This window comes from Pseudomonas sp. GW821-FHT10B02 (assembly GCF_059415665.1).
This window is the reverse complement of sequence record NZ_JBWKNR010000003.1, coordinates 237317-257871: the sequence shown is the minus strand read 5'-3', so window position 1 is coordinate 257871 and position 20555 is coordinate 237317. Positions and strand designations below refer to the sequence as shown.

17 protein-coding genes and 2 pseudogenes are annotated in these 20555 nt (G+C 60.7%); 9 read left to right on the top strand and 10 right to left on the bottom strand.

Going from position 1 to position 20555, the window contains the following annotated elements; genetic code table 11:
- Positions 1–43: 43 nt before the first annotated feature.
- Complete coding sequence (locus tag AC07OF_RS06855) at positions 44–1567, bottom strand: fumarate hydratase (protein ID WP_107026360.1); 1524 nt, start codon at positions 1565–1567, stop codon at positions 44–46.
- A gap of 251 nt (positions 1568–1818) precedes the next feature.
- Between AC07OF_RS06855 and AC07OF_RS06850 the strand changes: the two genes are divergently transcribed.
- Positions 1819–2757: an iron-sulfur-binding ferredoxin reductase gene (locus AC07OF_RS06850; protein WP_476446577.1), complete on the top strand. Its 939-nt coding sequence runs from the start codon at positions 1819–1821 to the stop codon at positions 2755–2757.
- Between the two features lie 44 nt (positions 2758–2801).
- On the opposite strand, the gene pyk is transcribed toward AC07OF_RS06850, so the two are convergent.
- A complete protein-coding gene (pyk, locus tag AC07OF_RS06845) occupies positions 2802–4253 on the bottom strand; it encodes a pyruvate kinase (protein WP_038607373.1) in 1452 nt (483 codons plus the stop codon).
- 171 nt (positions 4254–4424) lie between these two features.
- Between pyk and AC07OF_RS06840 the strand changes: the two genes are divergently transcribed.
- From AC07OF_RS06840 to sbcB, 3 genes are all read left to right on the top strand, one after another.
- Positions 4425–4811 carry a tetratricopeptide repeat protein gene (locus AC07OF_RS06840; protein WP_495072689.1) on the top strand — a complete coding sequence of 129 codons (387 nt, stop codon included), beginning with the start codon at positions 4425–4427 and terminating at the stop codon, positions 4809–4811.
- Between the two features lie 125 nt (positions 4812–4936).
- The gene (locus tag AC07OF_RS06835) at positions 4937–5296 is read left to right on the top strand and encodes a PilZ domain-containing protein (RefSeq protein WP_157191281.1); all 360 of its coding nucleotides are present in this window, start codon (positions 4937–4939) and stop codon (positions 5294–5296) included.
- Between the two features lie 61 nt (positions 5297–5357).
- Positions 5358–6788 carry an exodeoxyribonuclease I gene (gene sbcB / locus AC07OF_RS06830; protein ID WP_157191282.1) on the top strand — a complete coding sequence of 477 codons (1431 nt, stop codon included), beginning with the start codon at positions 5358–5360 and terminating at the stop codon, positions 6786–6788.
- A gap of 82 nt (positions 6789–6870) precedes the next feature.
- Here sbcB and mvaT read toward each other — a convergent pair whose 3' ends face one another.
- Complete coding sequence (gene mvaT, locus AC07OF_RS06825) at positions 6871–7248, bottom strand: histone-like nucleoid-structuring protein MvaT (RefSeq protein WP_157191283.1); 378 nt, start codon at positions 7246–7248, stop codon at positions 6871–6873.
- A gap of 313 nt (positions 7249–7561) precedes the next feature.
- Between mvaT and purU the strand changes: the two genes are divergently transcribed.
- Both purU and AC07OF_RS06815 read left to right on the top strand, forming a co-directional pair.
- Complete coding sequence (purU, locus tag AC07OF_RS06820; protein WP_157191284.1) at positions 7562–8413, top strand: formyltetrahydrofolate deformylase; 852 nt, start codon at positions 7562–7564, stop codon at positions 8411–8413.
- Between the two features lie 26 nt (positions 8414–8439).
- The gene (locus AC07OF_RS06815; RefSeq protein WP_167335109.1) at positions 8440–8613 is read left to right on the top strand and encodes a hypothetical protein; all 174 of its coding nucleotides are present in this window, start codon (positions 8440–8442) and stop codon (positions 8611–8613) included.
- Here AC07OF_RS06815 and gpgF read toward each other — a convergent pair.
- From gpgF to AC07OF_RS06790, 5 genes and pseudogenes are all read right to left on the bottom strand, one after another.
- Complete coding sequence (gpgF, locus tag AC07OF_RS06810) at positions 8588–9586, bottom strand: glucosaminyl phosphatidylglycerol flippase (protein WP_157191285.1); 999 nt, start codon at positions 9584–9586, stop codon at positions 8588–8590. The two genes, AC07OF_RS06815 and gpgF, sit on opposite strands and share 26 nt — an antisense overlap.
- On the bottom strand, positions 9583–10356 hold the full coding sequence (gene gpgD / locus AC07OF_RS06805; protein ID WP_495072688.1) for an N-acetylglucosaminyl phosphatidylglycerol deacetylase: 774 nt from the start codon (positions 10354–10356) through the stop codon (positions 9583–9585). The genes gpgF and gpgD overlap by 4 nt, the downstream gene beginning before the upstream one ends.
- Entirely contained in the window at positions 10349–11470 is a 1122-nt protein-coding gene (gene gpgS / locus AC07OF_RS06800; RefSeq protein ID WP_157191287.1) for an N-acetylglucosaminyl phosphatidylglycerol synthase, read from the bottom strand. The genes gpgD and gpgS overlap by 8 nt, the downstream gene beginning before the upstream one ends.
- Positions 11471–11614: 144 nt before the next feature.
- Positions 11615–12211, bottom strand: a pseudogene (locus tag AC07OF_RS06795) (methyl-accepting chemotaxis protein); the annotation flags it as partial.
- A gap of 261 nt (positions 12212–12472) precedes the next feature.
- Positions 12473–13351 (bottom strand): annotated as a pseudogene (locus AC07OF_RS06790) (HAMP domain-containing protein); the annotation flags it as partial.
- Between the two features lie 313 nt (positions 13352–13664).
- Between AC07OF_RS06790 and AC07OF_RS06785 the strand changes: the two are divergent.
- Positions 13665–15143: a helicase HerA-like domain-containing protein gene (locus AC07OF_RS06785; protein ID WP_157191289.1), complete on the top strand. Its 1479-nt coding sequence runs from the start codon at positions 13665–13667 to the stop codon at positions 15141–15143.
- Between the two features lie 195 nt (positions 15144–15338).
- On the opposite strand, the gene AC07OF_RS06780 is transcribed toward AC07OF_RS06785, so the two are convergent.
- Together AC07OF_RS06780 and AC07OF_RS06775 are read right to left on the bottom strand one after the other, a co-directional pair.
- Complete coding sequence (locus AC07OF_RS06780; RefSeq protein ID WP_157191290.1) at positions 15339–16811, bottom strand: inorganic phosphate transporter; 1473 nt, start codon at positions 16809–16811, stop codon at positions 15339–15341.
- A gap of 332 nt (positions 16812–17143) precedes the next feature.
- A complete protein-coding gene (locus AC07OF_RS06775; RefSeq protein ID WP_038607407.1) occupies positions 17144–17344 on the bottom strand; it encodes a hypothetical protein in 201 nt (66 codons plus the stop codon).
- A 608-nt stretch (positions 17345–17952) separates the two neighbouring features.
- Between AC07OF_RS06775 and pcaR the strand changes: the two genes are divergently transcribed.
- Together pcaR and pcaK are read left to right on the top strand one after the other, a co-directional pair.
- Complete coding sequence (gene pcaR / locus AC07OF_RS06770) at positions 17953–18828, top strand: IclR family transcriptional regulator (protein ID WP_198325400.1); 876 nt, start codon at positions 17953–17955, stop codon at positions 18826–18828.
- Positions 18829–18988: 160 nt separating this feature from the next.
- Positions 18989–20335, top strand: coding sequence for a 4-hydroxybenzoate transporter PcaK (gene pcaK, locus AC07OF_RS06765; RefSeq protein WP_157191291.1), 1347 nt, complete (start codon positions 18989–18991; stop codon positions 20333–20335).
- The last annotated feature ends 220 nt before the right edge of the window (positions 20336–20555 follow it).

Here is a 20555-nt window from a genome sequence, read left to right as displayed (position 1 = left end):
CGCCCGGCAAATGCCGGGCGTCTCGATCAAGCCAGGGAGTGGATCACTTCACCTCCACCGCCAGACTTTCAGCGATCTTGCTCTGCCACAGTGCAGGACCGGTGATGTGCACCGACTCGCCATTGCTGTCGACCGCAACGGTGACTGGCATGTCCTTGACTTCGAACTCGTAGATCGCTTCCATGCCCAGTTCGGCAAAGGCCAGGACCTTGGACTTCTTGATCGCCTGGGCCACCAGGTAGGCGGCACCGCCGACAGCCATCAGGTACACGGCCTTGTTGTCCTTGATCGCGTCGATCGCGGTCGGGCCGCGCTCGGACTTACCGATCATGCCCAGCAGACCGGTCTGCTCGAGGATCTGACGGGTGAACTTGTCCATCCGCGTTGCGGTGGTCGGGCCGGCAGGGCCAACCACTTCTTCGCGTACCGGATCAACCGGGCCGACGTAGTAGATGAAGCGGCCTTTCAGATCGACCGGCAGCTCTTCGCCACGGTTGAGCATTTCGACCATGCGCTTGTGCGCGGCGTCGCGGCCGGTGAGCATCTTGCCGTTGAGCAGGATGGTCTCACCCGGCTTCCAGCTCTGCACGTCTTCCGGGGTCAGGGTGTCGAGGTCGACACGGCGGGCCGATGGGCCGGCTTCCCAGACGATTTCCGGGTAGGCGTCGAGCGACGGCGCTTCGAGGTCGGCCGGGCCGGAACCGTCGAGCACGAAGTGCGCGTGACGGGTGGCGGCGCAGTTCGGGATCATGCACACCGGCAGGGACGCGGCATGGGTCGGGTAGTCCATGATCTTGACGTCGAGCACGGTGGTCAGACCGCCCAGACCCTGAGCACCGATGCCCAGCTGGTTGACCTTCTCGAACAGCTCCAGACGGATCTCTTCGATACGGTTCTGCGGGCCACGGGCCTTGAGTTCGTGAATGTCGATGGATTCCATCAACACTTCCTTGGCCATTACTGCGGCTTTTTCGGCAGTACCGCCGATGCCGATGCCGAGCATGCCAGGCGGGCACCAGCCAGCGCCCATGGTCGGCACGGTCTTCAACACCCAGTCAACGATCGAGTCGGACGGGTTGAGCATGGCCATCTTCGACTTGTTCTCGGAACCGCCGCCTTTGGCTGCCACGTCCACTTCCACGGTGTTACCCGGGACGATGGAGTAGTGGATGACCGCCGGGGTGTTGTCCTTGGTGTTTTTACGAGCGCCTGCCGGGTCGGCCAGGATCGAGGCACGCAGGACGTTTTCCGGCAGGTTGTAGGCGCGGCGCACGCCTTCGTTGATCATGTCGTCCAGGCTCATGGTCGCGCCATCCCAGCGCACATCCATACCGACGCGCACGAACACGGTAACGATACCGGTGTCCTGGCAGATCGGGCGGTGGCCAGTGGCGCACATGCGCGAGTTGATCAGGATCTGGGCGATGGAGTCGCGCGCGGCGGGCGACTCTTCACGCAGATAGGCCTCGTGCATGGCCTGGATGAAGTCAACGGGGTGGTAGTACGAAATGAACTGCAGGGCGTCGGCAACGCTCTGAATCAGGTCGTCTTGCTTGATCACGGTCATGCAGCGCGCTCCTCTTAAAGACGGGAACATTCAATAAGGTATTCCGACGCGGACAGGCCGAGGTGTCGAAACGACCTTTCACGGCGCGCCGACGGTCAGGCTGGCGGCGCAAAAAGGCGCGGCAGTATAGCGTGCATCGGCCTTGGGTACACGTATCAGTGGTCTGACGAAGGTCGGTAAGCGCCAGGCATTGTTTTTGCGTAGCGGTGGTTTGTGCAAAACTGACTGCCTGAAGGCCTGGGAGACCATTGATGCCTGAATTGCGGGTAGGTGAGCAGCAGTGGACGGTGGCGCCGGGCAGCAATTTGCTTGATGTGCTCAATGACGCGGGTTTTTCGGTGCCGTACAGCTGCCGCGCCGGCAGTTGTCATGCCTGTCTGGTGCGCTGTCTGCACGGGCAACCGCTGGATGCCCGACCAGACGCCCTGAGCGAGGAACAGCGCCAGCTGGGCTGGCGATTGTCCTGCCAGTGTCAGGTCGAAGAGAACTTGCAGGTTGCCCTGTTCGACCCGCAGCAGGACGGTATCGGGGCAACTGTGCTCGGGCTCGACTGGCTGAGCCCGACGGTGCTGCGCTTGCGCCTGCATGCCGAGCGCAGGCTGCGTTATCGGGCAGGCCAGCACCTGGTGTTGTGGAGCAACAGCGGTGTGGCACGCCCTTATTCGTTGGCCAGCTTGCCCGACGAGGAGCGGTTTCTCGAGTTTCACCTCGACTGTCGCCAGGCGGGCGCCTTCTGCGATGCGGCACGCCAGCTGCAATTGGGCGATGCCCTGCGTTTGGGCGAGTTGCGTGGCGGGGCGTTGCACTATGATGCCGACTGGCAGGAGCGCCCGTTGTGGTTGCTGGCGGCAGGCACGGGGCTGGCGCCCTTATGGGGCATTCTGCGTGAGGCCTTGCGTCAGGAGCACCAGGGTCCGATTCGTGTGCTGCACCTGGCCCATGACAGTCAGGAACACTATCTGGCCAGCGAACTGACCGCGCTTGCCGAGCGTCATCCGCACCTTCAGGTCGAGCTGCTGACCCCGCAGGCATTGCCCCAGGCACTGGCCGCGCTGCGTGTGCAATCACGCCAGACGATTGCCCTGGCCTGCGGCTCGCCGGCCAGCGTCGAGCAGTTTTCCCGACGGCTGTTTCTGGCCGGACTACCGCGCAATCAGCTGTTTGCCGATATCTTCACCGGGCACGCATAAAAAAACCGCAGCACAGGCTGCGGTTTTTTCATTGCAGGTCTGGATCAGACCAGCGAATCACCGACATGCAGGATCTTCATGCCGTTGGTGCCACCGATGGTGTGGTAGCTGTCGCCTTTGGTCAGGATTGCCCAGTCGCCTGGTTCGACCACTTCGCGTTTGAGCAGCTCGTCGACTGCCGCCTCGCTGACTTTTTCCGCCGGCAGGGCTGCCGGATCGAAAGCCACCGGGTACACGCCGCGGAACATCGCGGCGCGGGCCAGGGTGGCGCGGTGCGGCGAAAAGGCGTAGATCGGCACCGAGGAACGCAGGCGCGACATGATCAGCGGGGTGTAGCCACTCTCGGTGAGGGCGATGATCGCCTTGACGCCCGGGAAGTGGTTGGCGGTGTACATGGCCGCCAGGGCGATGCTTTCGTCGCAGCGCTCGAAGGTGGTGTGCAGACGGTGGCTGGACTTCTGGCTGGTCGGATGCTTTTCCGCACCCAGGCAGATGCGCGCCATGGCCTGGACCGCTTCGATCGGGTAAGCACCGGCGGCGCTCTCGGCCGAGAGCATGACCGCGTCGGTGTTGTCGAGCACGGCGTTGGCCACGTCGGACACTTCGGCACGGGTCGGCATCGGGTTCTGGATCATCGACTCCATCATCTGGGTAGCGACGATCACGGCCTTGTTGTTGCGACGGGCGTGCTGGATGATCTTTTTCTGGATCGCGATCAGCTCGGCATCGCCGATTTCCACACCCAGGTCACCACGGGCAACCATCACTGCGTCGGAAGCGGCGATCAGACCGTCGAGGGTCTCGTCGTCGGCCACGGCTTCGGCGCGTTCGATCTTGGCCACCAGCCAGGCGCTGCCGCCGGCTTCGTCACGCAGGCGACGGGCGTACTCCATGTCGCTGGCATCACGCGGGAACGACACGGCCAGGTAGTCCAGGTCCATCTCGGCAGCCAGCTTGATGTCAGCCTTGTCTTTTTCGGTCAAGGCCGGGGCGGTCAGGCCGCCGCCTTTGCGGTTGATGCCCTTGTGGTCGGACAGCGGGCCGCCGATCAGTACCGAGCAGTGCAGCGAATCGCTGGTGGCGGTTTCGACGCGCATTACCACGCGGCCGTCATCGAGCAGCAGCTCGTCACCGACGCCGCAATCCTTGACCAGGTCCGGGTAGTCGATACCGACGATGTCCTGGGTGCCTTCGGTCAGCGGGTGGGCGGTGGAGAAGGTGAAGCGGTCACCGACTTTCAGTTCGATGCGCTTGTTGGCGAATTTGGCGATACGAATCTTCGGACCTTGCAGGTCGCCGAGCAGCGCTACATGGCGACCCAGCTTTGCCGCGATCTCACGGATCAGGCGCGCGCGGGCTTTATGCTCATCGGGCGTGCCGTGGGAGAAGTTCAGGCGAGCGACATCCAGGCCGGCAAGAATCAGTTGTTCGATAACTTCCGGCGAGTTGCTGGCGGGGCCAAGGGTGGCGACGATTTTGGTACGGCGGATGGTCATGCACAGACTCCTATAGTGAAGCGCAGCGAAAGGCTACTCTGGAATTTCGCTGTAGTCATTGTTCCTTTGCACTACCTAGCCCGTTGGGCGGGTGGCGTTTGAACGGGGAGAGGCCCTGTCTACAGATTTCCCCGACAATGCCGATAAGCTGCGCAATACAGGAGATTCCCCATGCGAGCCTTGATCGTTCTAGCCCTGGCGACCAGTGTCGTCGGCTGCACCCGTTGGTCGATGGACCATCATCTGAACAATGCCTACCGCGCCTATGACCGCGGCGACTGCGAGAAGGTCATGCTCGAGCTGTCGCAGGTCGACCGGACCAGCCGCGCGCGGCCATTCATCCATCCTGAAGTATCGATTCTGCGCGGTCAGTGTCTGGAACGTCAAAAGCTCTACGTCGATGCCGCGCAGACCTATCAGTACCTGATTGAGCGCTACCCGCAGAACGAATACGCCTACCGCGCCCGCGCCCGCCTGCAGACCCTGGAGCAACTGGGTCACTACCGCAGCGGCGGGACGGCCATTGCCCGCCCGGCCACCACCACGCCTTGGCGTTAATACTAAAGTATTCGGGTCTGATTGTGACGCGAGGGTCAGGCTGCGCTAATCTTGTTGCTGAGACATACGTAATTCAGCAGCACTAGCGCGGCCCTGCTCAAGGGTCTCCGACAGCGATTGCGATCATGTTTGACGAGCGCCGCATCGAGCGTCATCAGCTCCCTTACTTCCTCAAAGTCTTCAACCGCCATACCGATCAGCCGATCGGCTACCTGGGTAATGTGTCCGAAGACGGCCTGATGCTGATCAGCCAGCTGCCGATGCTGGTCGGCCCGGATTTCGAGTTGCAATTGAAAATCGTCGGCCGCAGTGGCGGTATGCATCTGATCAACCTGACCGCCAGTTGCCTGTGGTGCCATGAAGATCAGACGCCGGGGCACTACGACTCCGGGTTCATGCTGTTGCAGGCACCACAGGAATACGCGCAACTGGTGCGCGCCCTGCGCAACTATTTCAGCTTTCATCCGCTGGAAGCCTCGGTCTGAGGCTGGTGGTAGTGGACGAGTAGCCCTAGACTCTGGTCGATCTTATGTTCAGGACGACCCCGTGAGCACCAGCATTTTCTGGCACGACTACGAAACCACCGGTATCAATCCACGCAATGACCGGCCCTTGCAGGTAGCGGGCGTGCGCACCGATCTCGAGCTCAACGAGATCGAGGAGCCGATCAATTTCTACTGCCAACCCAGTGATGACATCCTGCCGCACCCGGCGGCTTGCCTGGTCACCGGCATCACCCCGGCGCAGTTGGCCAGCAAGGGCCTGCTCGAAGCCGAATTCATGACCCGTGTACACGCCGAGCTGGCCCGTCCGGGCACCTGTGGTGCGGGCTATAACAGCCTGCGCTTTGACGATGAAGTCACCCGCTACAGCCTGTATCGCAATTTCTTCGATCCGTACGCCCGCGAGTGGCAAGGCGGCAACAGTCGCTGGGACCTGATCGATGTAGTGCGCGCCGCTTATGCGCTGCGCCCGGATGGCATTGTCTGGCCGCAGCAGGAGGGGCGTGTCAGCTTGCGCCTGGAACTGCTGACGGCGGCCAATGGTATCGACCACGGCCAGGCTCATGAGGCACTCAGTGATGTGCGGGCCACTATTGCGCTTGCACGATTGATTCGAGAGAAACAACCGAAGCTGTATGACTGGTTGTTTCAATTACGTAATAAACACAAAGTGCTGGATCAAATCCGTTTGCTGCAGCCCCTGGTACATATTTCCGGACGCTTCTCGGCGGCGCGCAACTATCTGGGTGTGGTCCTGCCACTTGCCTGGCACCCGCGTAATCGTAATGCCTTGATTGTCTGTGACTTGGGCATGGATCCCCAACCTTTGCTGCAAGAGGAGGGCGAGTCGTTACGCCAGCGTTTATACACACGGCGCGAAGACATGCCTGAAGGGCAATTACCGGTTCCCTTGAAGTTGCTGCATATCAATCGTTGCCCGGTGGTTGCTCCGCTCAATGTATTGCGTGTGCAGGATCAGCAACGCCTGGGGCTGGATATGTCCTTGTTGCAAGCGCGGGCATCAAGCCTGATAGCCGCTCAGGCGAGTTGGCAGGATAAGTTGCAAACCCTCTACAGCGAGGAAGAGTTTGCCCCTTGTGACGATCCGGAGCAGCAATTGTATGACGGCTTTATCGGTGATCGCGACCGGCGCCTGTGCGAGCAAGTACGCAGTGTCGAGCCCCGGCAATTGGGACAGGGACACTGGATGTTTGACGATGAACGTTTACCTGAATTGCTGTTTCGCTATCGCGCCCGTAACTTCATCGAAACCTTGAATGAGCAGGAGCTGCAGCGCTGGCAGCTGTTCTGTCAGCAGCGTCTTAGCGATCCACACATGGGCGCGCCGAATACCGTTGGTGATTTTGAGCAGGCGCTGCAGGACTGCTGGGCCAAGGCCGACGCCACCCAGCGGGAATTGCTCGGGCAGTGGCAAGCGCATGTCCAGGCCTTGAAGTTGCAGTTGGGATTATAAGCGGCGCTAAACCCGGGTCGAAAAAAAACGCCAGCAAGCTGGCGTTTTTTCATCAGTGCAAACGCGTTGCAGTGACTGGCAATTAACCCAGCAGGGTTGCCCAGCCTTCAACCACATCGCCACCCCACTTGGCTTTCCACTCTTTCAGGGTTTTGTGGTTGCCGCCTTTGGTTTCGATGACTTCACCGTTGTGCGGGTTCTTGTATTGCTTGACCTTGCGCGCGCGCTTGGTGCCGGTGGTTTTAACAGCACCACGTGGGGTTTTGCTCGATTTTGCTTCAGGGTCGAGCAGTGCAATGATATCGCGCAGCGACTTCTGATATTCGCCCATCAGGTTGCGCAGTTTGCCTTCGAACTCCAGCTCTTTCTTCAGCTTGTCGTCATTCGACAGGTTGGCCAGGCGAGCCTGCAGTTCTTTGATGGCTTCTTCGGTGGCGCGGTATTCGTTAATCAGGGACATTGGGTGATCCTTGGAAATGGGGGGAATCAGGTAGACAGTGGGGCAATAATAGTCAGAGCTTACTGCCAAGTAAACATTAAACTTGGCAATAAATGCGGGCGTGGTTAAATCGAACCGATAAATTTTATTAAAAATAATTTACAAACTAAGACTGGCAGAACACATTAATTCGGCGCCACGCCGTGTGTCGCGTGGCGTTGTCCTGTTCTCAGGTGCTGCGGGTCCAGGTGACAGGATGTGTGCATTGCCTACTGCAGTTTTTCCGGGCACTCGTTAGAATAAGCGCCTTTGCGAAGTATCTGGAGTCCCTTTCATGCGCACCTACCGGCTGGTGATTGCTTGCCCCGACCGCGTTGGCATCGTCGCCAAAGTCAGTAATTTCCTGGCGTCCCATAACGGCTGGATCAACGAAGCGAGCCATCATTCCGATGAGCAGAGCGGTTGGTTCTTCATGCGTCACGAAATCCGCGCAGAAACCTTGCCATTTGGCATTGAGGCTTTTCGCGAAGCGTTCGCACCGATTGCTGAAGAATTTTCCATGGTCTGGCGTATTACCGACACCGACCAGAAAAAACGCGTCGTGCTCATGGCCAGCCGTGAGTCCCACTGCCTGGCTGACCTGTTGCACCGCTGGCACGCCAAGGAACTCGACTGCGATATTCCTTGCGTGATTTCCAACCACAACGATCTGCGCAGCATGGTCGAGTGGCATGGCATTCCGTTCTTCCATGTACCGGTCGATCCGCAGGACAAGCAACCGGCATTTGCCGAGGTTTCGCGCCTGGTCAAGGAACACGGTGCCGATGTCGTGGTGCTGGCGCGTTACATGCAGATCCTGCCACCGCAGCTGTGCCAGGAATATGCCCAGCAGGTGATCAACATTCACCACAGCTTCCTGCCTTCGTTCGTCGGTGCCAAGCCTTATCACCAGGCCTCGTTGCGCGGTGTGAAGCTGATCGGCGCGACGTGCCACTATGTAACCGAAGAGCTCGACGCCGGCCCGATCATCGAGCAGGACGTGGTGCGGGTCAGCCACAGTGACAGCATCGAAGACATGGTGCGATTCGGCCGTGACGTCGAGAAGATGGTGCTGGCGCGTGGCTTGCGCTATCACCTGGAAGACCGTGTGCTGGTGCACGGCAACAAGACCGTGGTGTTCAACTAACCACGCTCAAGGCAGGAGGTTGCAGCATGGCCGATCCCCTCGACAAGGCAACCTCCAAAGCCCCACCAACCCTCGGTGAGGGGTGTTTGAGCCGTTATGATCCTGATGCACTGGACAGTGAGGATGGTACCGATTTCCCCGGTGCCGCCGAACTCTGGGAACAGTTGCAGCATTCTAGCGACGTGCCCGCGCCTGATTGAGGCGCTCCAGTAGCGGTCGTCCCAGCAAGCACAGGAACACCGGGCCACCGGCAATCAGGTAGAAGTAATAAGTCACCAGCCGCCAGATCAGAATGGCTGCGGCGGCCGTGGTGCTGCCCACCAGCGGCGTCAGCAGCGCGGCCGAAGTCAGTTCGGCGGCACCGGCGCCACCGGGTAGCAGGCTGAATTGCCCGGCGCTGAGCGAAAGCATCTGCACCAGAAAGCTGAGCATCCACTGCACATCCACGCCGAGTCCGCGCAGGGCCAGGTACAGCACGCTGTAGCGCAATCCCCAATGTACGCAGGTCAAGGCAAACACCAGGGCCAGCGTGCGCTTGGGCAGTTTCCAGGTCTCGCCCAGGGCGCGAAGAAAGTGCAGTGTCTTGTGTGTCCAGCGTCGTCGCCGCGAGGTGGAGATCCTGAGCCTGCGTAGCAGTCGACCACTGAGCCGGAGCAACAGGCGCCGATAAGCCAGCAGTGCGACAACCCCAGTGACTGCCCCGAACATTAGCGCGGCGCTGCTCAGCAGCATGCCTTCCAGGTTGCGGTTGAGGCTGTGCAGCAGGGCGTAGCCAGCGATGCCGAGCATGGCACAGAGGAAAAACAGCAGGTCATTGAGCTGGTCGGCGGCGAACACCGCGCTACTGCGTGCCGGTCCGATGCGGTGGCGTGCCAGCAATGCCATCAACGCCAAGGGGCCGCCGCTGCCGCCGGGGGTGGTGCAGATGGCGAATTCGGTGGCGATGATCACGCCGAGGCTACGCATGCGCCCGAGGTGTTCGCCCTGACTGCCCAGCAGCAGACGCAGACGAAGGGCATTGATGATCCAGCACAGCAGGATCATCCCCAGCAGGCCCAGCATCAGGCCGGGAGCGAAGGCGCGCAGGCGCTCCAGCAGGTCGCTGCCACCGAGCAGGGCTGGCACCAGCAGCGCCATGACCAGGGCCAGGAGCAGCCAGAGCAGGCGATTCACCGCCGTTGCCTGTCGGTCAGCCAGGCGGATTTGGTCAGGGGTGTGCGGCCCTGGCGCAGCAACTGTTGCAAGGTCTGCATCCAGTAGTTGCGAGAAAACTCATGGCGCATATCCACCGGGTGCAAGCCCAGGCGTATCACCGGCGCCCGTTGCAGGCGGGCAGCCTGCAGTTCGCAAACGACCTTCGACAGGCCCCGGCGCCAGGCACTGCGTGCGCTCCAGACCAGGCAGGGGGCGGCGACCGGGGTAAAGTCGGGCAGGCGATAGAAGTGCCGCGGATCGCTGGTGTACTGCAAGGACAGGGTGCTCAACGCCTGACGGGTGCCTTCGCTCATCAGCCAGGCCGGAGCGACGAAGCCCGCCAACGGCCAGTCGAAGCGCCGAAACAGTGCCATACCCGCCTCCAGGCGCTCCAGCGCGCAGGCTCGCTCAAGGCTGCAGAACTCGCCTTCGAAGGTGTAGACGCGGCGGAGAAAGTAATCCCGCGCCGAGTGCGGCGGCGGGCTGTCATCGACATGGTAATAGCCGTGCAGGACCAACTCGTCGCCACGACGCAGGCGCTGGTCAAGCATGTGCCGAAAGCCCGTTGCCGACGCCAGCGGATGCTGCTTGTGGAAATCCGGTACCACCAGCCAGGTCATGGGGATCTCGCCCAGGGCATCGACTGCCTCGACGAATGGTTGGTAGTCCGGCCAGGTGTGCGGGGCTACGTCATGCAATACCAGCAGCAGGCTTTGCCCGCTGCATGGGGTGACGCCGGGCTCAGGCATGAGCCCGTACCGGCAGCTCATGGCCAAGCACTGCCCGGTAGTGGGCCAGCAGGCCATTGACCACGCTGTCCCAGGCGTAGCGCTGCTCGACATGCCGGCGCGCCTGCGAACCAAGCTGTGCTGCGCCTTCTTCGAACACTTCGCGCACCGCCCTGGCCATTGCCGCGCCGTCATTGGGCGGGCACAGGCGGCCAAAGCGCTGGTCGAGGATTTCCTCGAAAGCACCGGCGGCGACGGCTACGACCGGGATTGCACTGGCCATGGCTTCTAGGATGACCAGGCCAAAGGTCTCCTGATCACCCGCATGCACCAGGGCGTCGGCGCTGGCCAGCAGGCGGGCGACTTCGTGGGGCGGGCAGAAGTGATTAATCACCGTGACATTGGCCGGTACATTGCCGGGCATGTGCGAGCCCACCAGCAACAAGTGGTAGTGCCTGCCCAGGCGCTGCATGCAGTCGAGCAGCACCGGCAGGTTTTTCTCTCGCGAGCCACGGCCGGCAAACACCAGCAGGTGCGTGTTGTCGGCGATGTGCAATTGCCGGCGCAACGCCGGATCACGGTGTTGCGGATGAAAGGTGCTCAGATCGACGCCAAGACGCTGAACATGCACATTGCCGATACCCAAGCGGCGCAGTTTGTTGGCCATCACCAGGCTTGGCGCCAGGACCCGGTCGAAATTGCCGTACAACCTGCTGACGTAGGCCTCGACATTGGGGGTGAACCAGTTGCCCATGCGATTGCTGACCAGCAACGGCAGGTCGGAGTGGTAGAAACCGATGACCGGTACATCGAGCAGGCGGCGTGCCTCCAGGGCCGCCCAGGCGGTCAGGTAAGGGTCGCCGACCTCGATCAGGTCCGGTTGCAGGTCCTCCAGCACATTGCGCCAGGGGGCCAGGCGTAACGGAAAGCGATAGCCATTGCCGAACGGCAGGGCCGGTGCCGGCACCTGGTAGATGCCGTTGGCGTGTTGGCGGCTGGCGCCGGGGATCAACAGACTGTGACGGACGCCGGGGGTGTGGCCCAGGCGGCGGTGTTTGGCATCAAGATAGGTACGCACACCGCCACTGGCGGGGGCGTAGAACATGGTGATGTCGGCAATGTGCACGATCAGCATCCCTCCGAGATCGTCTTGCGAGTGTGTCATCCGGCTTTGGCTGGCAACGGATGACGCGCCCTAAGGTTGACCTCTATAAAGGATAGTTTGTTCGATCGCGTAACGAGGGGAGGGGCAGCGGCGTGCGCCGCTGCCCGCTGACAGTCAGATGCGGAAGCTGCCGACCAGCTGTTTCAGGCGGCTGGCCTGTTGTTCCAGGTCGGCGCAGGCGCGCAGGGTCGATTGCAGGTTTTCGACGCCTTCCTGGTTGAGCATGTTGATCTCGTTGATGTCCATGTTGATCGAGTCAACCACGGCAGTCTGCTCCTCGGTGGCGGTGGCCACCGACTGGTTCATGCCGTCGATCTCGCCGATGCGCAGGGTCACACTGCCCAGGCGCTCGCCGGCCTGGTTGGCGATCTCGACGCTGTCCTGGCTGTGGCGCTGGCTCTGGCCCATGGTGTCGACCGACTCGCGGGCGCCGACCTGCAGCTCCTCGATCATGTTCTGCACCTGCTGTGCCGACTCCTGGGTACGGTGCGCGAGGTTACGCACTTCATCGGCGACCACCGCGAAACCGCGCCCGGCCTCACCGGCGCGGGCGGCTTCGATCGCGGCGTTGAGCGCCAGCAGGTTGGTCTGCTGCGAGATGCTGGTGATCACTTCGAGGATCTGGCCGATGTTTACGGTCTTGCTGTTGAGCGTCTCGATGTGCGAGCTGGAGGTGCAGATCAGATCCGACAGACGGTTCATCGCGGCAATGCTGCGATCGACCACTTGCTGGCCTTCTTCGGCCAGGTGACGCGCCGAGCTTGCCTGTTGCGAAGCCTGGGCGGCGTTATGGGCGATCTCCTGGGCCGCGGCGCCGAGCTGGTTGATGGCAGCCGCGACGCTGTTGGTGCGGTTGGACTGTTCGTCGGAGTTGACCATCGACGAGTTGGACGCGCTCACCACCCGCAATGCCACTTCGTTGACCTGCTCGGTGGCCGACGACACCTCGCGGATCGAGGTATGAATACGTTCGACGAAACGGTTGAACGCGGTGCCGAGGATGCCGAATTCGTCCTGGCTGTGCAGGGTCAGACGCTTGGTCAGGTCACCTTCGCCTTCGGCGATGTCTTCCATGGCCCGGGTCATGGTGTGCAGCGGCTGCAGCAGAACGCGGATCAACAGGCCGAGCAGGGCGATGATGATGACCACGGCAACCAGGGTGGCGATCACTGCCGAGGTGCGGAACTTGCTGAGCATCGAGAAGGCTTTGTCCTTGTCGACGGACAGGCCGATGTACCAGTTGGCCGAAGGCAGGCCCTTGACCGGGGCGAAGGTCAGCAGGCGGGTCTGACCGTCGACCTGGACTTCACTCAGGTCTTTGCTCAGGCGCGGGGTATTTTGTGGGTACAGGTCCGACAGCGACTTCATCACCAGGTTTTTGTCCGGGTGCACCAGAATCTTGCCTTGGTCGTTGACCAGGAAGGCATAACCCATACCGCCGAAGTTCAGCGAGTTGATGATTTCCACCAGGCCATCCAGCGCCAGATCGCCGCCGACCACGCCAATATTGCGTGCGGCGGTGGCCACCACCGAAATCACCATTTTGCCGGTGCTGACGTCAATATAAGGTTCGGTCAGGATCGGACCGTTGGCGGCCATCCCGTCTTTGTACCAGGGCCGCACGCGTGGGTCATAACCGTCAGGCATCTTGGTTTGCGGGCGAATGGTGAAACCACCGTTGACGTCACCCAGGTAAATAGTCAGGAAACTTGAGACCAGGGCTTGTTGCCCGAGCAAGGTGCCGATGTTTTCAGCGGCGGGGAACGCGGCAATGTTCTGTGCGACGTTTTGCACCAACAAGATGCGTCCATCAAACAGGTTTTTAATATTGGTTGAGGTGGTATCGCCCATCTCGGCGAGATAACTTTCCAGATCCTCACGAATCGCATTGCGCTGCAGGAAATCGTTGTACAAAGTGAACAACGTGAAGGCGATCATGACGATCAGAGAAGCGGCCAAAAGGATCTTGTGGCTGAATCGGAGGTTTTTGTTCATAACGTGTCGGTCCGCTAAGGTTTTGTTATCCGGGTCGTTCGCACAAAGAACAGTTTGAAAGCAGTGCAGGTCCCCTTTCCTTGTCGGGCTTTTCCTGTCTTTCTGGTGGTCTATCGCTCATGAGATATCGGCCGATTCGAGCCAAAGCTTAAACAGAGGGTGAAAAAACATGCCTGACTCTTCGCAGTTCATTCTCGGTGCCGATCCGGCCGGACAAGCGGTTGCCCAGGCCATGCGCCTGGCCAACCGCCACGGCCTGGTCGCCGGTGCTACCGGTACCGGCAAGACCGTAACCCTGCAGCACATGGCTGAGGCGTTCAGCGATGCCGGGGTGGCAGTATTCGCCGCCGACGTCAAAGGCGACCTGTGTGGCCTGGGCGCGGTGGGCAACCCTCAGGGCAAAGTCGCCGAACGCATCGCCGGGATGCCCTGGCTTGAACATCGGCCGCAGGCTTATCCGGTCAGTCTGTGGGATGTCCATGGACAATCCGGTCATCCATTGCGAACCACCCTCAGTGAAATGGGCCCGTTGTTGCTGGGCAACCTGCTGGAGCTGACCGACAGTCAGCAGGCCGCGTTGTACGCCGCGTTCAAGGTGGCCGATCGCGAAGGCCTGTTGCTGCTCGATATCAAAGACCTCAAGGCGCTGCTGGCGCACCTCAAAGACAACCCGCAATTGCTCGGTGAAGACAGTGCGCTGATGACCACCGGCTCCAGCCAGGCCCTGCTACGGCGCCTGGCCACCCTGGAACAGCAGGGTGCCGAGGCGTTGTTCGGCGAGCCGGCGTTGCAGCTGGAAGATCTGCTGCGTGCGGATGCCGATGGCCGCGGGCGAATCCATCTGCTGGATGCCAGCCGTCTGGTACACGAGGCGCCGAAGGTCTACGCGACCTTCCTGTTGTGGTTGCTGGCCGAGTTGTTCGAGCAGTTGCCCGAGCGCGGCGATGCCGACAAGCCCTTGCTGGCACTGTTCTTCGATGAAGCGCACCTGCTGTTCAACGGCACGCCGAAGGCATTGCAGGATCGCCTGGAGCAGGTTGTCCGGTTGATTCGCTCCAAGGGAGTCGGGGTGTATTTCGTCACCCAGTCGCCGGGCGACCTGCCGGATGATGTCCTGGCGCAACTGGGTTTGCGTATCCAGCACGGCCTGCGTGCCTTCACGGCCAAAGAGCAGAAGTCGTTGAAGGCAGTGGCCGATGGTTTCCGTCCCAACCCCGACATTGACACCCTGAGCGTACTGACCGAGCTTGGCATCGGTGAGGCGTTGGTCGGTACCCTGCAGGACAAGGGTACGCCGGGCATGGTCCAGCGGGTGCTGATCGCTCCGCCGCAGTCACGCATCGGGCCGTTGAGCGACGCTGAGCGCGCCGCCCTGATTGCCGCCTCACCGTTGGCCGGGCGCTACGACAAGCCGGTGGATCGCGAGTCGGCCTATGAGATGCTTAACGCCCGAAAAGGCGGAGTAGCGCAGCCCGAACAGGCGCCGGCAGCTGCCGAGCCAAGCTTTGCTGACCAGGCTGGGGAATTCCTCCAGAGCGCTGCCGGGCAGGCGATCAAGTCGGCGGTGCGTCAGGCGGCCAACCAGTTCGGACGGCAGTTGGTGCGTGGCTTGATGGGCTCGTTGCTCGGCGGTAGCAAGCGCCGGTAACTGGAAGGTCAGGGATACTTTAGTTCCCAGTGTCCCTGTGGGAGCCGGCCTTGCCGGCGATGAGGTCGCTGCAGTTGCGCGGCGCCTGCATCGCTGACAAGGCCAGCTCCCACAGTTAACCAGGTGACAGACAGTTGCTCCCACAACAGCTACAAAAAAAGGCGCCCGAAGGCGCCTTTTTCAATGCAGCATGGATCAACCAATGAACCTGGTCGCCAGCCAGAACAAACCGGCCGACAGGCCCACAGTTGCCGGCAGGGTCAGGACCCAGGCCAGCAGGATGGTCTTGACGGTGCCGCCTTGCAGGCCGCTCTTGTTCGCGACCATGGTACCGGCCACACCCGAGGACAGTACGTGGGTGGTCGATACCGGCAGGCTGAAGATGTTGGCCATGCCGATGGCGCAGGCTGCGGTGATCTGCGCCGACATGCCCTGGGCATAAGTCATGCCCTGCTTGCCGATTTTCTCACCGATGGTCAGGACCACACGCTTCCAGCCGACCATGGTACCCAGGCCCAATGCCAGGGCAACCGCGAGGATCACCCAGAACGGTGCGTACTCGGTGGTGGCGGTCAGGTCTTTGCGCAGTTTGTCCAGGTCAGCCTTCTCGCGAGGCTGCAGGCCTGGGAGCTTGCCGACTTTCTTCGCAGTGTCGTCCAGGCAGAGCAGGTAACGACGTACTTCAACGCGTTTCTCTGGCGTCAGCGAGCGGTACTCGGTTACGCCCTTGAGCGAGTCGAGCAGGGCATTGATGGTCGGCTCGGTCTGCTGCGGGTTGCAACTGAACTGTTCCGGCAGGTCGCCATTTTTGGCTTTGCCCAGGGCCAGGAACTCGCCCAGGGTAGCCTGGTTACGCTGGTAGAACTGGCTCAGGTGCAGGGTGGCGTCGCGGGTCCGCTCGATCTGGTAGGTGGTGCTGTTCAGGTCGAGTACGAACTGTGCCGGGACGATACCGATCAACACCAGCATGATCAGGCCGATGCCTTTCTGGCCATCGTTGGAGCCGTGCACGAAGCTCACGCCCATGGCCGACATCACCAGTACCAGGCGGTTCCAGAACGGCGGGTGCTTCTTGTCGTCGAGCTTGCGGCGCTGTTCCGGCGTCTTGTGCATCTTCGACAGCGGGCGCCACCATTTAAGGCCCAGCAGCACCAGTGCCGCGACGGCAAAGCCAGCCATCGGCGAGAGCACCAGGGACATGCCGATGTCGATTGCCTTCTGCCAGTTGACCCCTTCACCCAACGGGATGTCGCTGATCAGGGCGTTGGCCAGGCCAACCCCGAGGATCGAACCGATCAGGGTGTGGGAGCTGGACGCCGGAATGCCGAAGTACCAGGTGCCCAGGTTCCAGGCAATGGCGGCGGCGAGCAAGGAGAAAACCATGGCCAATCCATGACCGGTGTTCACATTGATCAGCATCTCCACCGGCAACAGGTGAACGATGGCATAAGCCACGCCGACACCGCCGAGCAGCACGCCAAGGAAGTTGAACACCCCGGAGAAGAACACCGCCAGGTGCGGGGGCATGGCTTTGGTATAAATGACTGTAGCAACCGCGTTAGCGGTGTCATGAAAGCCATTGATGAACTCGAAGGCGAGTACGAAGGTCAAAGCGAGCAACAGGCTCACCAGTACCCAGGCATCAAGTCCGCTGAATAAATCGATCATGAAGGTTTTCTGACCCGGTCATAAGGGGGCGCGATTATGCCAGAAATCCCTGTTAATCGATGCACCTGCCGCTGACCGGTTCTGGCCGAGGAGGTGCTTTCCCGGGGTGGCATGTGTCGGGAATGATTAAACAAATGTCGGCTAAAATCGGTAAAAATCGAGAAAATATAAGGGTTTACGACAACCATCAGCTCACATTAAAAATTCAAACGTTTGTATGAAATTTGTGAGAAACCGTTACGACATGCGTGAGGAGCTGTAACGATCAGCCACCCGGACTTTTCTCAAGTACCGGTCATCCGACCGCCACAAGCTGGCGTCATGCTCGTAGCCTAGGGCTCGTCGCTCTTGAGTTCTTTCTCGATCTTTTGCAGTTCCTGGGCAAATGCCTGATCAAGAATGCTTGCCCGTTTGCGCCAGGGCTTGCGCTCCGGGTCGGGCTGGGCGGCGTAGGTGGTGACTTCCCCGCCGTAAACTTCCTTGTAACGTTGTTCCTGACGCTCAAGTTCCGCGCGCAGTTCGTCTTTCGTCACAGTGCTACCTGTTGGTTTGAATAAACTCTGGCGTTAACGCGTGGGGTTGCGCATTCGCGCAACGTGCACGTGGCTACGCTGCCAGAGCATGATTACTGTCGCAGCAACAGTAAATTCTGATTAGACAAGTCGATACGAACAACAGGGTGTTCAATCTTGTGCCACTTGCTTCAGGCTCGTTCCCTGCGACTTCTGGCGCGTGCGGATTGGATCCGGCAAAAGCCTGCTGGGTCGCGGCAACGGAACTTGATTATAGCAAGCAAGTTTCATCAGCGTACCACTCTGTTGTTTCTCTAATGACAACAAAGATGGGCTTTTGTTACCGGTTTGTTAAGTTCGCCTGGCGTTTCGCTTAAGCGCCTGCTTGAGACGCAAAGTTCTTCAGCAAAATGGGTAACTGAAGTTGATCAGGCAAGGAGGGAGAAAAAACGGCCTCGCTTCGTGGGCAAGGCCGTGCCTGGGACTTCTACGGTGGGTACCTGACCAGTCTCTCCAAGAAGCCACATGGTGGCGGTAGAAAGGTATAAGCAATTGAGGGTAGCGGTCAATTGCGATTATCGGTCGTTGGTTCGATAATCGCCCCAGTGACTGTGTTGTCGAGGTGAGCCATGACAGAAGAAACAACGCCCAAAGGGCCCGGATTGAACGATCAGGTGCGCAGTTCGTTTGCGTCGCTGGCACCGCCCATCGTCGCGTCACCGGCCAGGCGTATCCAGGCCTTCACCGGTGATCCTGACTTCATGACCTCGCTGGCCCGCGGCCTGGCGGTGGTCCAGGCGTTTCAGGAACGCAAGCGCCACCTGACCATCGCGCAGATCAGCCACCGCACGGAAATTCCTCGGGCTGCGGTGCGCCGTTGCCTGCATACCCTGATCAAGCTGGGTTACGCCACCACCGACGGGCGGACCTATTCGCTGCTGCCCAAGGTGCTGACGCTGGGTCACGCCTACCTGTCATCCACGCCATTGGCAGTGTCGGCCCAGCCCTACCTGGACCGTATGAGTGATCAGTTGCACGAGGCCTGCAACATGGCCACTCTGGAAGGCGATGACATCCTTTATATAGCCCGCTCGGCCACGGTGCAGCGCCTGATCTCGGTGGACCTTTCGGTAGGTGGCCGGTTGCCGGCCTATTGCACTTCCATGGGGCGGATCCTTCTGGCGGCGCTGGACGACGCGACCCTGCATGAATACCTGGAGCATGCCGACCTGCAGGCCAAGACCAGTCGCACCATTCACGACCCGGTGGCGTTGCTCGAATGCCTGCAACAGGTCCGCCAACAGGGCTGGTGCGTGGTCGATCAGGAGCTGGAGCAGGGCCTGCGTTCGATTGCCGTGCCGGTCTACGATGCCTCCGGCCAGGTGCTGGCAGCACTGAACGTCAGTACCCATGCCGGCCGGGTCAGCCGCACCGAGCTTGAGCAACGCTTCTTGCCGATCATGCTGGCGGCCAGCCGCGACCTCAGTGCCCAGCTGTTTGTCTGAGCCTGCACGTTCCTGTTCGATAAACGCACAGTGTTGTGTTTATCGAATTGCGCAGTTTTCGACCTGTTATTAATGTCCTTCGCACCGATCGATCTGCCTGGATCGATTGTGTTGCTCACGCGCGCCCCGCACATAAGCGCGCTCCAACTGGATAAAAATAATGAACAGTCCGCAAGCTGCTGTCGGGAACTGCCTTGATGTGCAGTCCTTTATCAATTCGCAACCGCTGTCGCGCTATCAATGGCGCGTAGTGATCCTGTGTTTCCTGATTGTCTTTCTTGATGGCCTGGATACCGCTGCCATGGGCTTTATCGCCCCGGCGCTGTCCCAGGATTGGGGGATCGACCGCGCCAGCCTCGGCCCGGTGATGAGCGCGGCGCTGATCGGTATGGTCTTCGGCGCCCTGGGCTCGGGACCCTTGGCCGACCGTTTCGGGCGCAAGGTGGTGCTGGTGGGGGCGGTGCTGGTGTTTGGCGCCTTCAGCCTGGCCTCGGCCTACAGCAGCAACGTCGACCAGTTGCTGGTGCTGCGCTTTCTGACCGGCCTGGGTCTTGGCGCCGGTATGCCCAATGCCACCACGCTGCTCTCCGAGTACACCCCGGAGCGCCTCAAGTCGTTGCTGGTCACCAGCATGTTCTGTGGCTTCAACCTGGGTATGGCCGGTGGTGGTTTCATTTCCGCCAAGCTGATCCCGGCGTTCGGCTGGCACAGCCTGCTGTTGATCGGTGGCGTGTTGCCGCTGGTACTGGCCGTGGTGCTGCTGCTGTGGTTGCCGGAGTCGGCGCGTTTTCTGGTGGTGCGCAATCGCGGCACAGACAAAGTGCGCCAGGCCCTGGCGCCGATTGATCCTGCCATTGTCGGCCAGGCCTCGAGTTTCAGCGTGCCGGAGCAAAAAACGGTGAAGGCACGCAATGTCTTTGCGGTGATCTTTTCCGGTACCTACAGCGTCGGCACCTTGTTGCTGTGGCTGACCTATTTCATGGGTCTGGTGATTGTCTACCTACTGACCAGCTGGCTGCCGACGCTGATGCGTGACAGTGGCGCGAGCATGGAACAGGCCGCCTTTATTGGTGCCTTGTTCCAGTTTGGCGGGGTACTCAGCGCCGTGGCGGTGGGCTGGGCCATGGACCGCTACAACCCGCACAAGGTAATCGGCACTTTCTATCTGTTGGCCGGGGTGTTTGCCTACGCGGTGGGTCAGAGCCTGGGCAACATCACCGTGCTGGCGACTCTGGTACTGATTGCCGGTATGTGCGTCAACGGTGCGCAGTCGGCCATGCCTTCTCTGGCGGCGCGTTTCTATCCGACTCAGGGGCGTGCCACGGGCGTGTCGTGGATGCTCGGTATTGGCCGCTTCGGCGCCATTCTCGGTGCCTGGATGGGCGCAACCCTGTTGGGCCTGGGCTGGAACTTCGAGCAGGTGCTGACGGCGCTGGTGATCCCGGCCGGGCTGGCTACGGTGGCGGTGGTGATCAAAGGTATGGTCAGTCACGCAGACGCGACCTGAGTCGTAGGCCTGAGGAAAACTCCTTGTGGGAGCCGGCCTTGCCGGCGATGGGATCAGCGGGTTACCTGTGACTGCGCGGTGTCTGTATCGCTGGCAAGGCCAGCTCCCACAAGGATCGAGCTAACCTTGCTTAGCAAGACAACAATTTGTTCGATAATCGAACAGATAGTCGATTATCGGATTGTACCGCCCTCAGCCCCGCCTTAATCTGAAGTCCTAC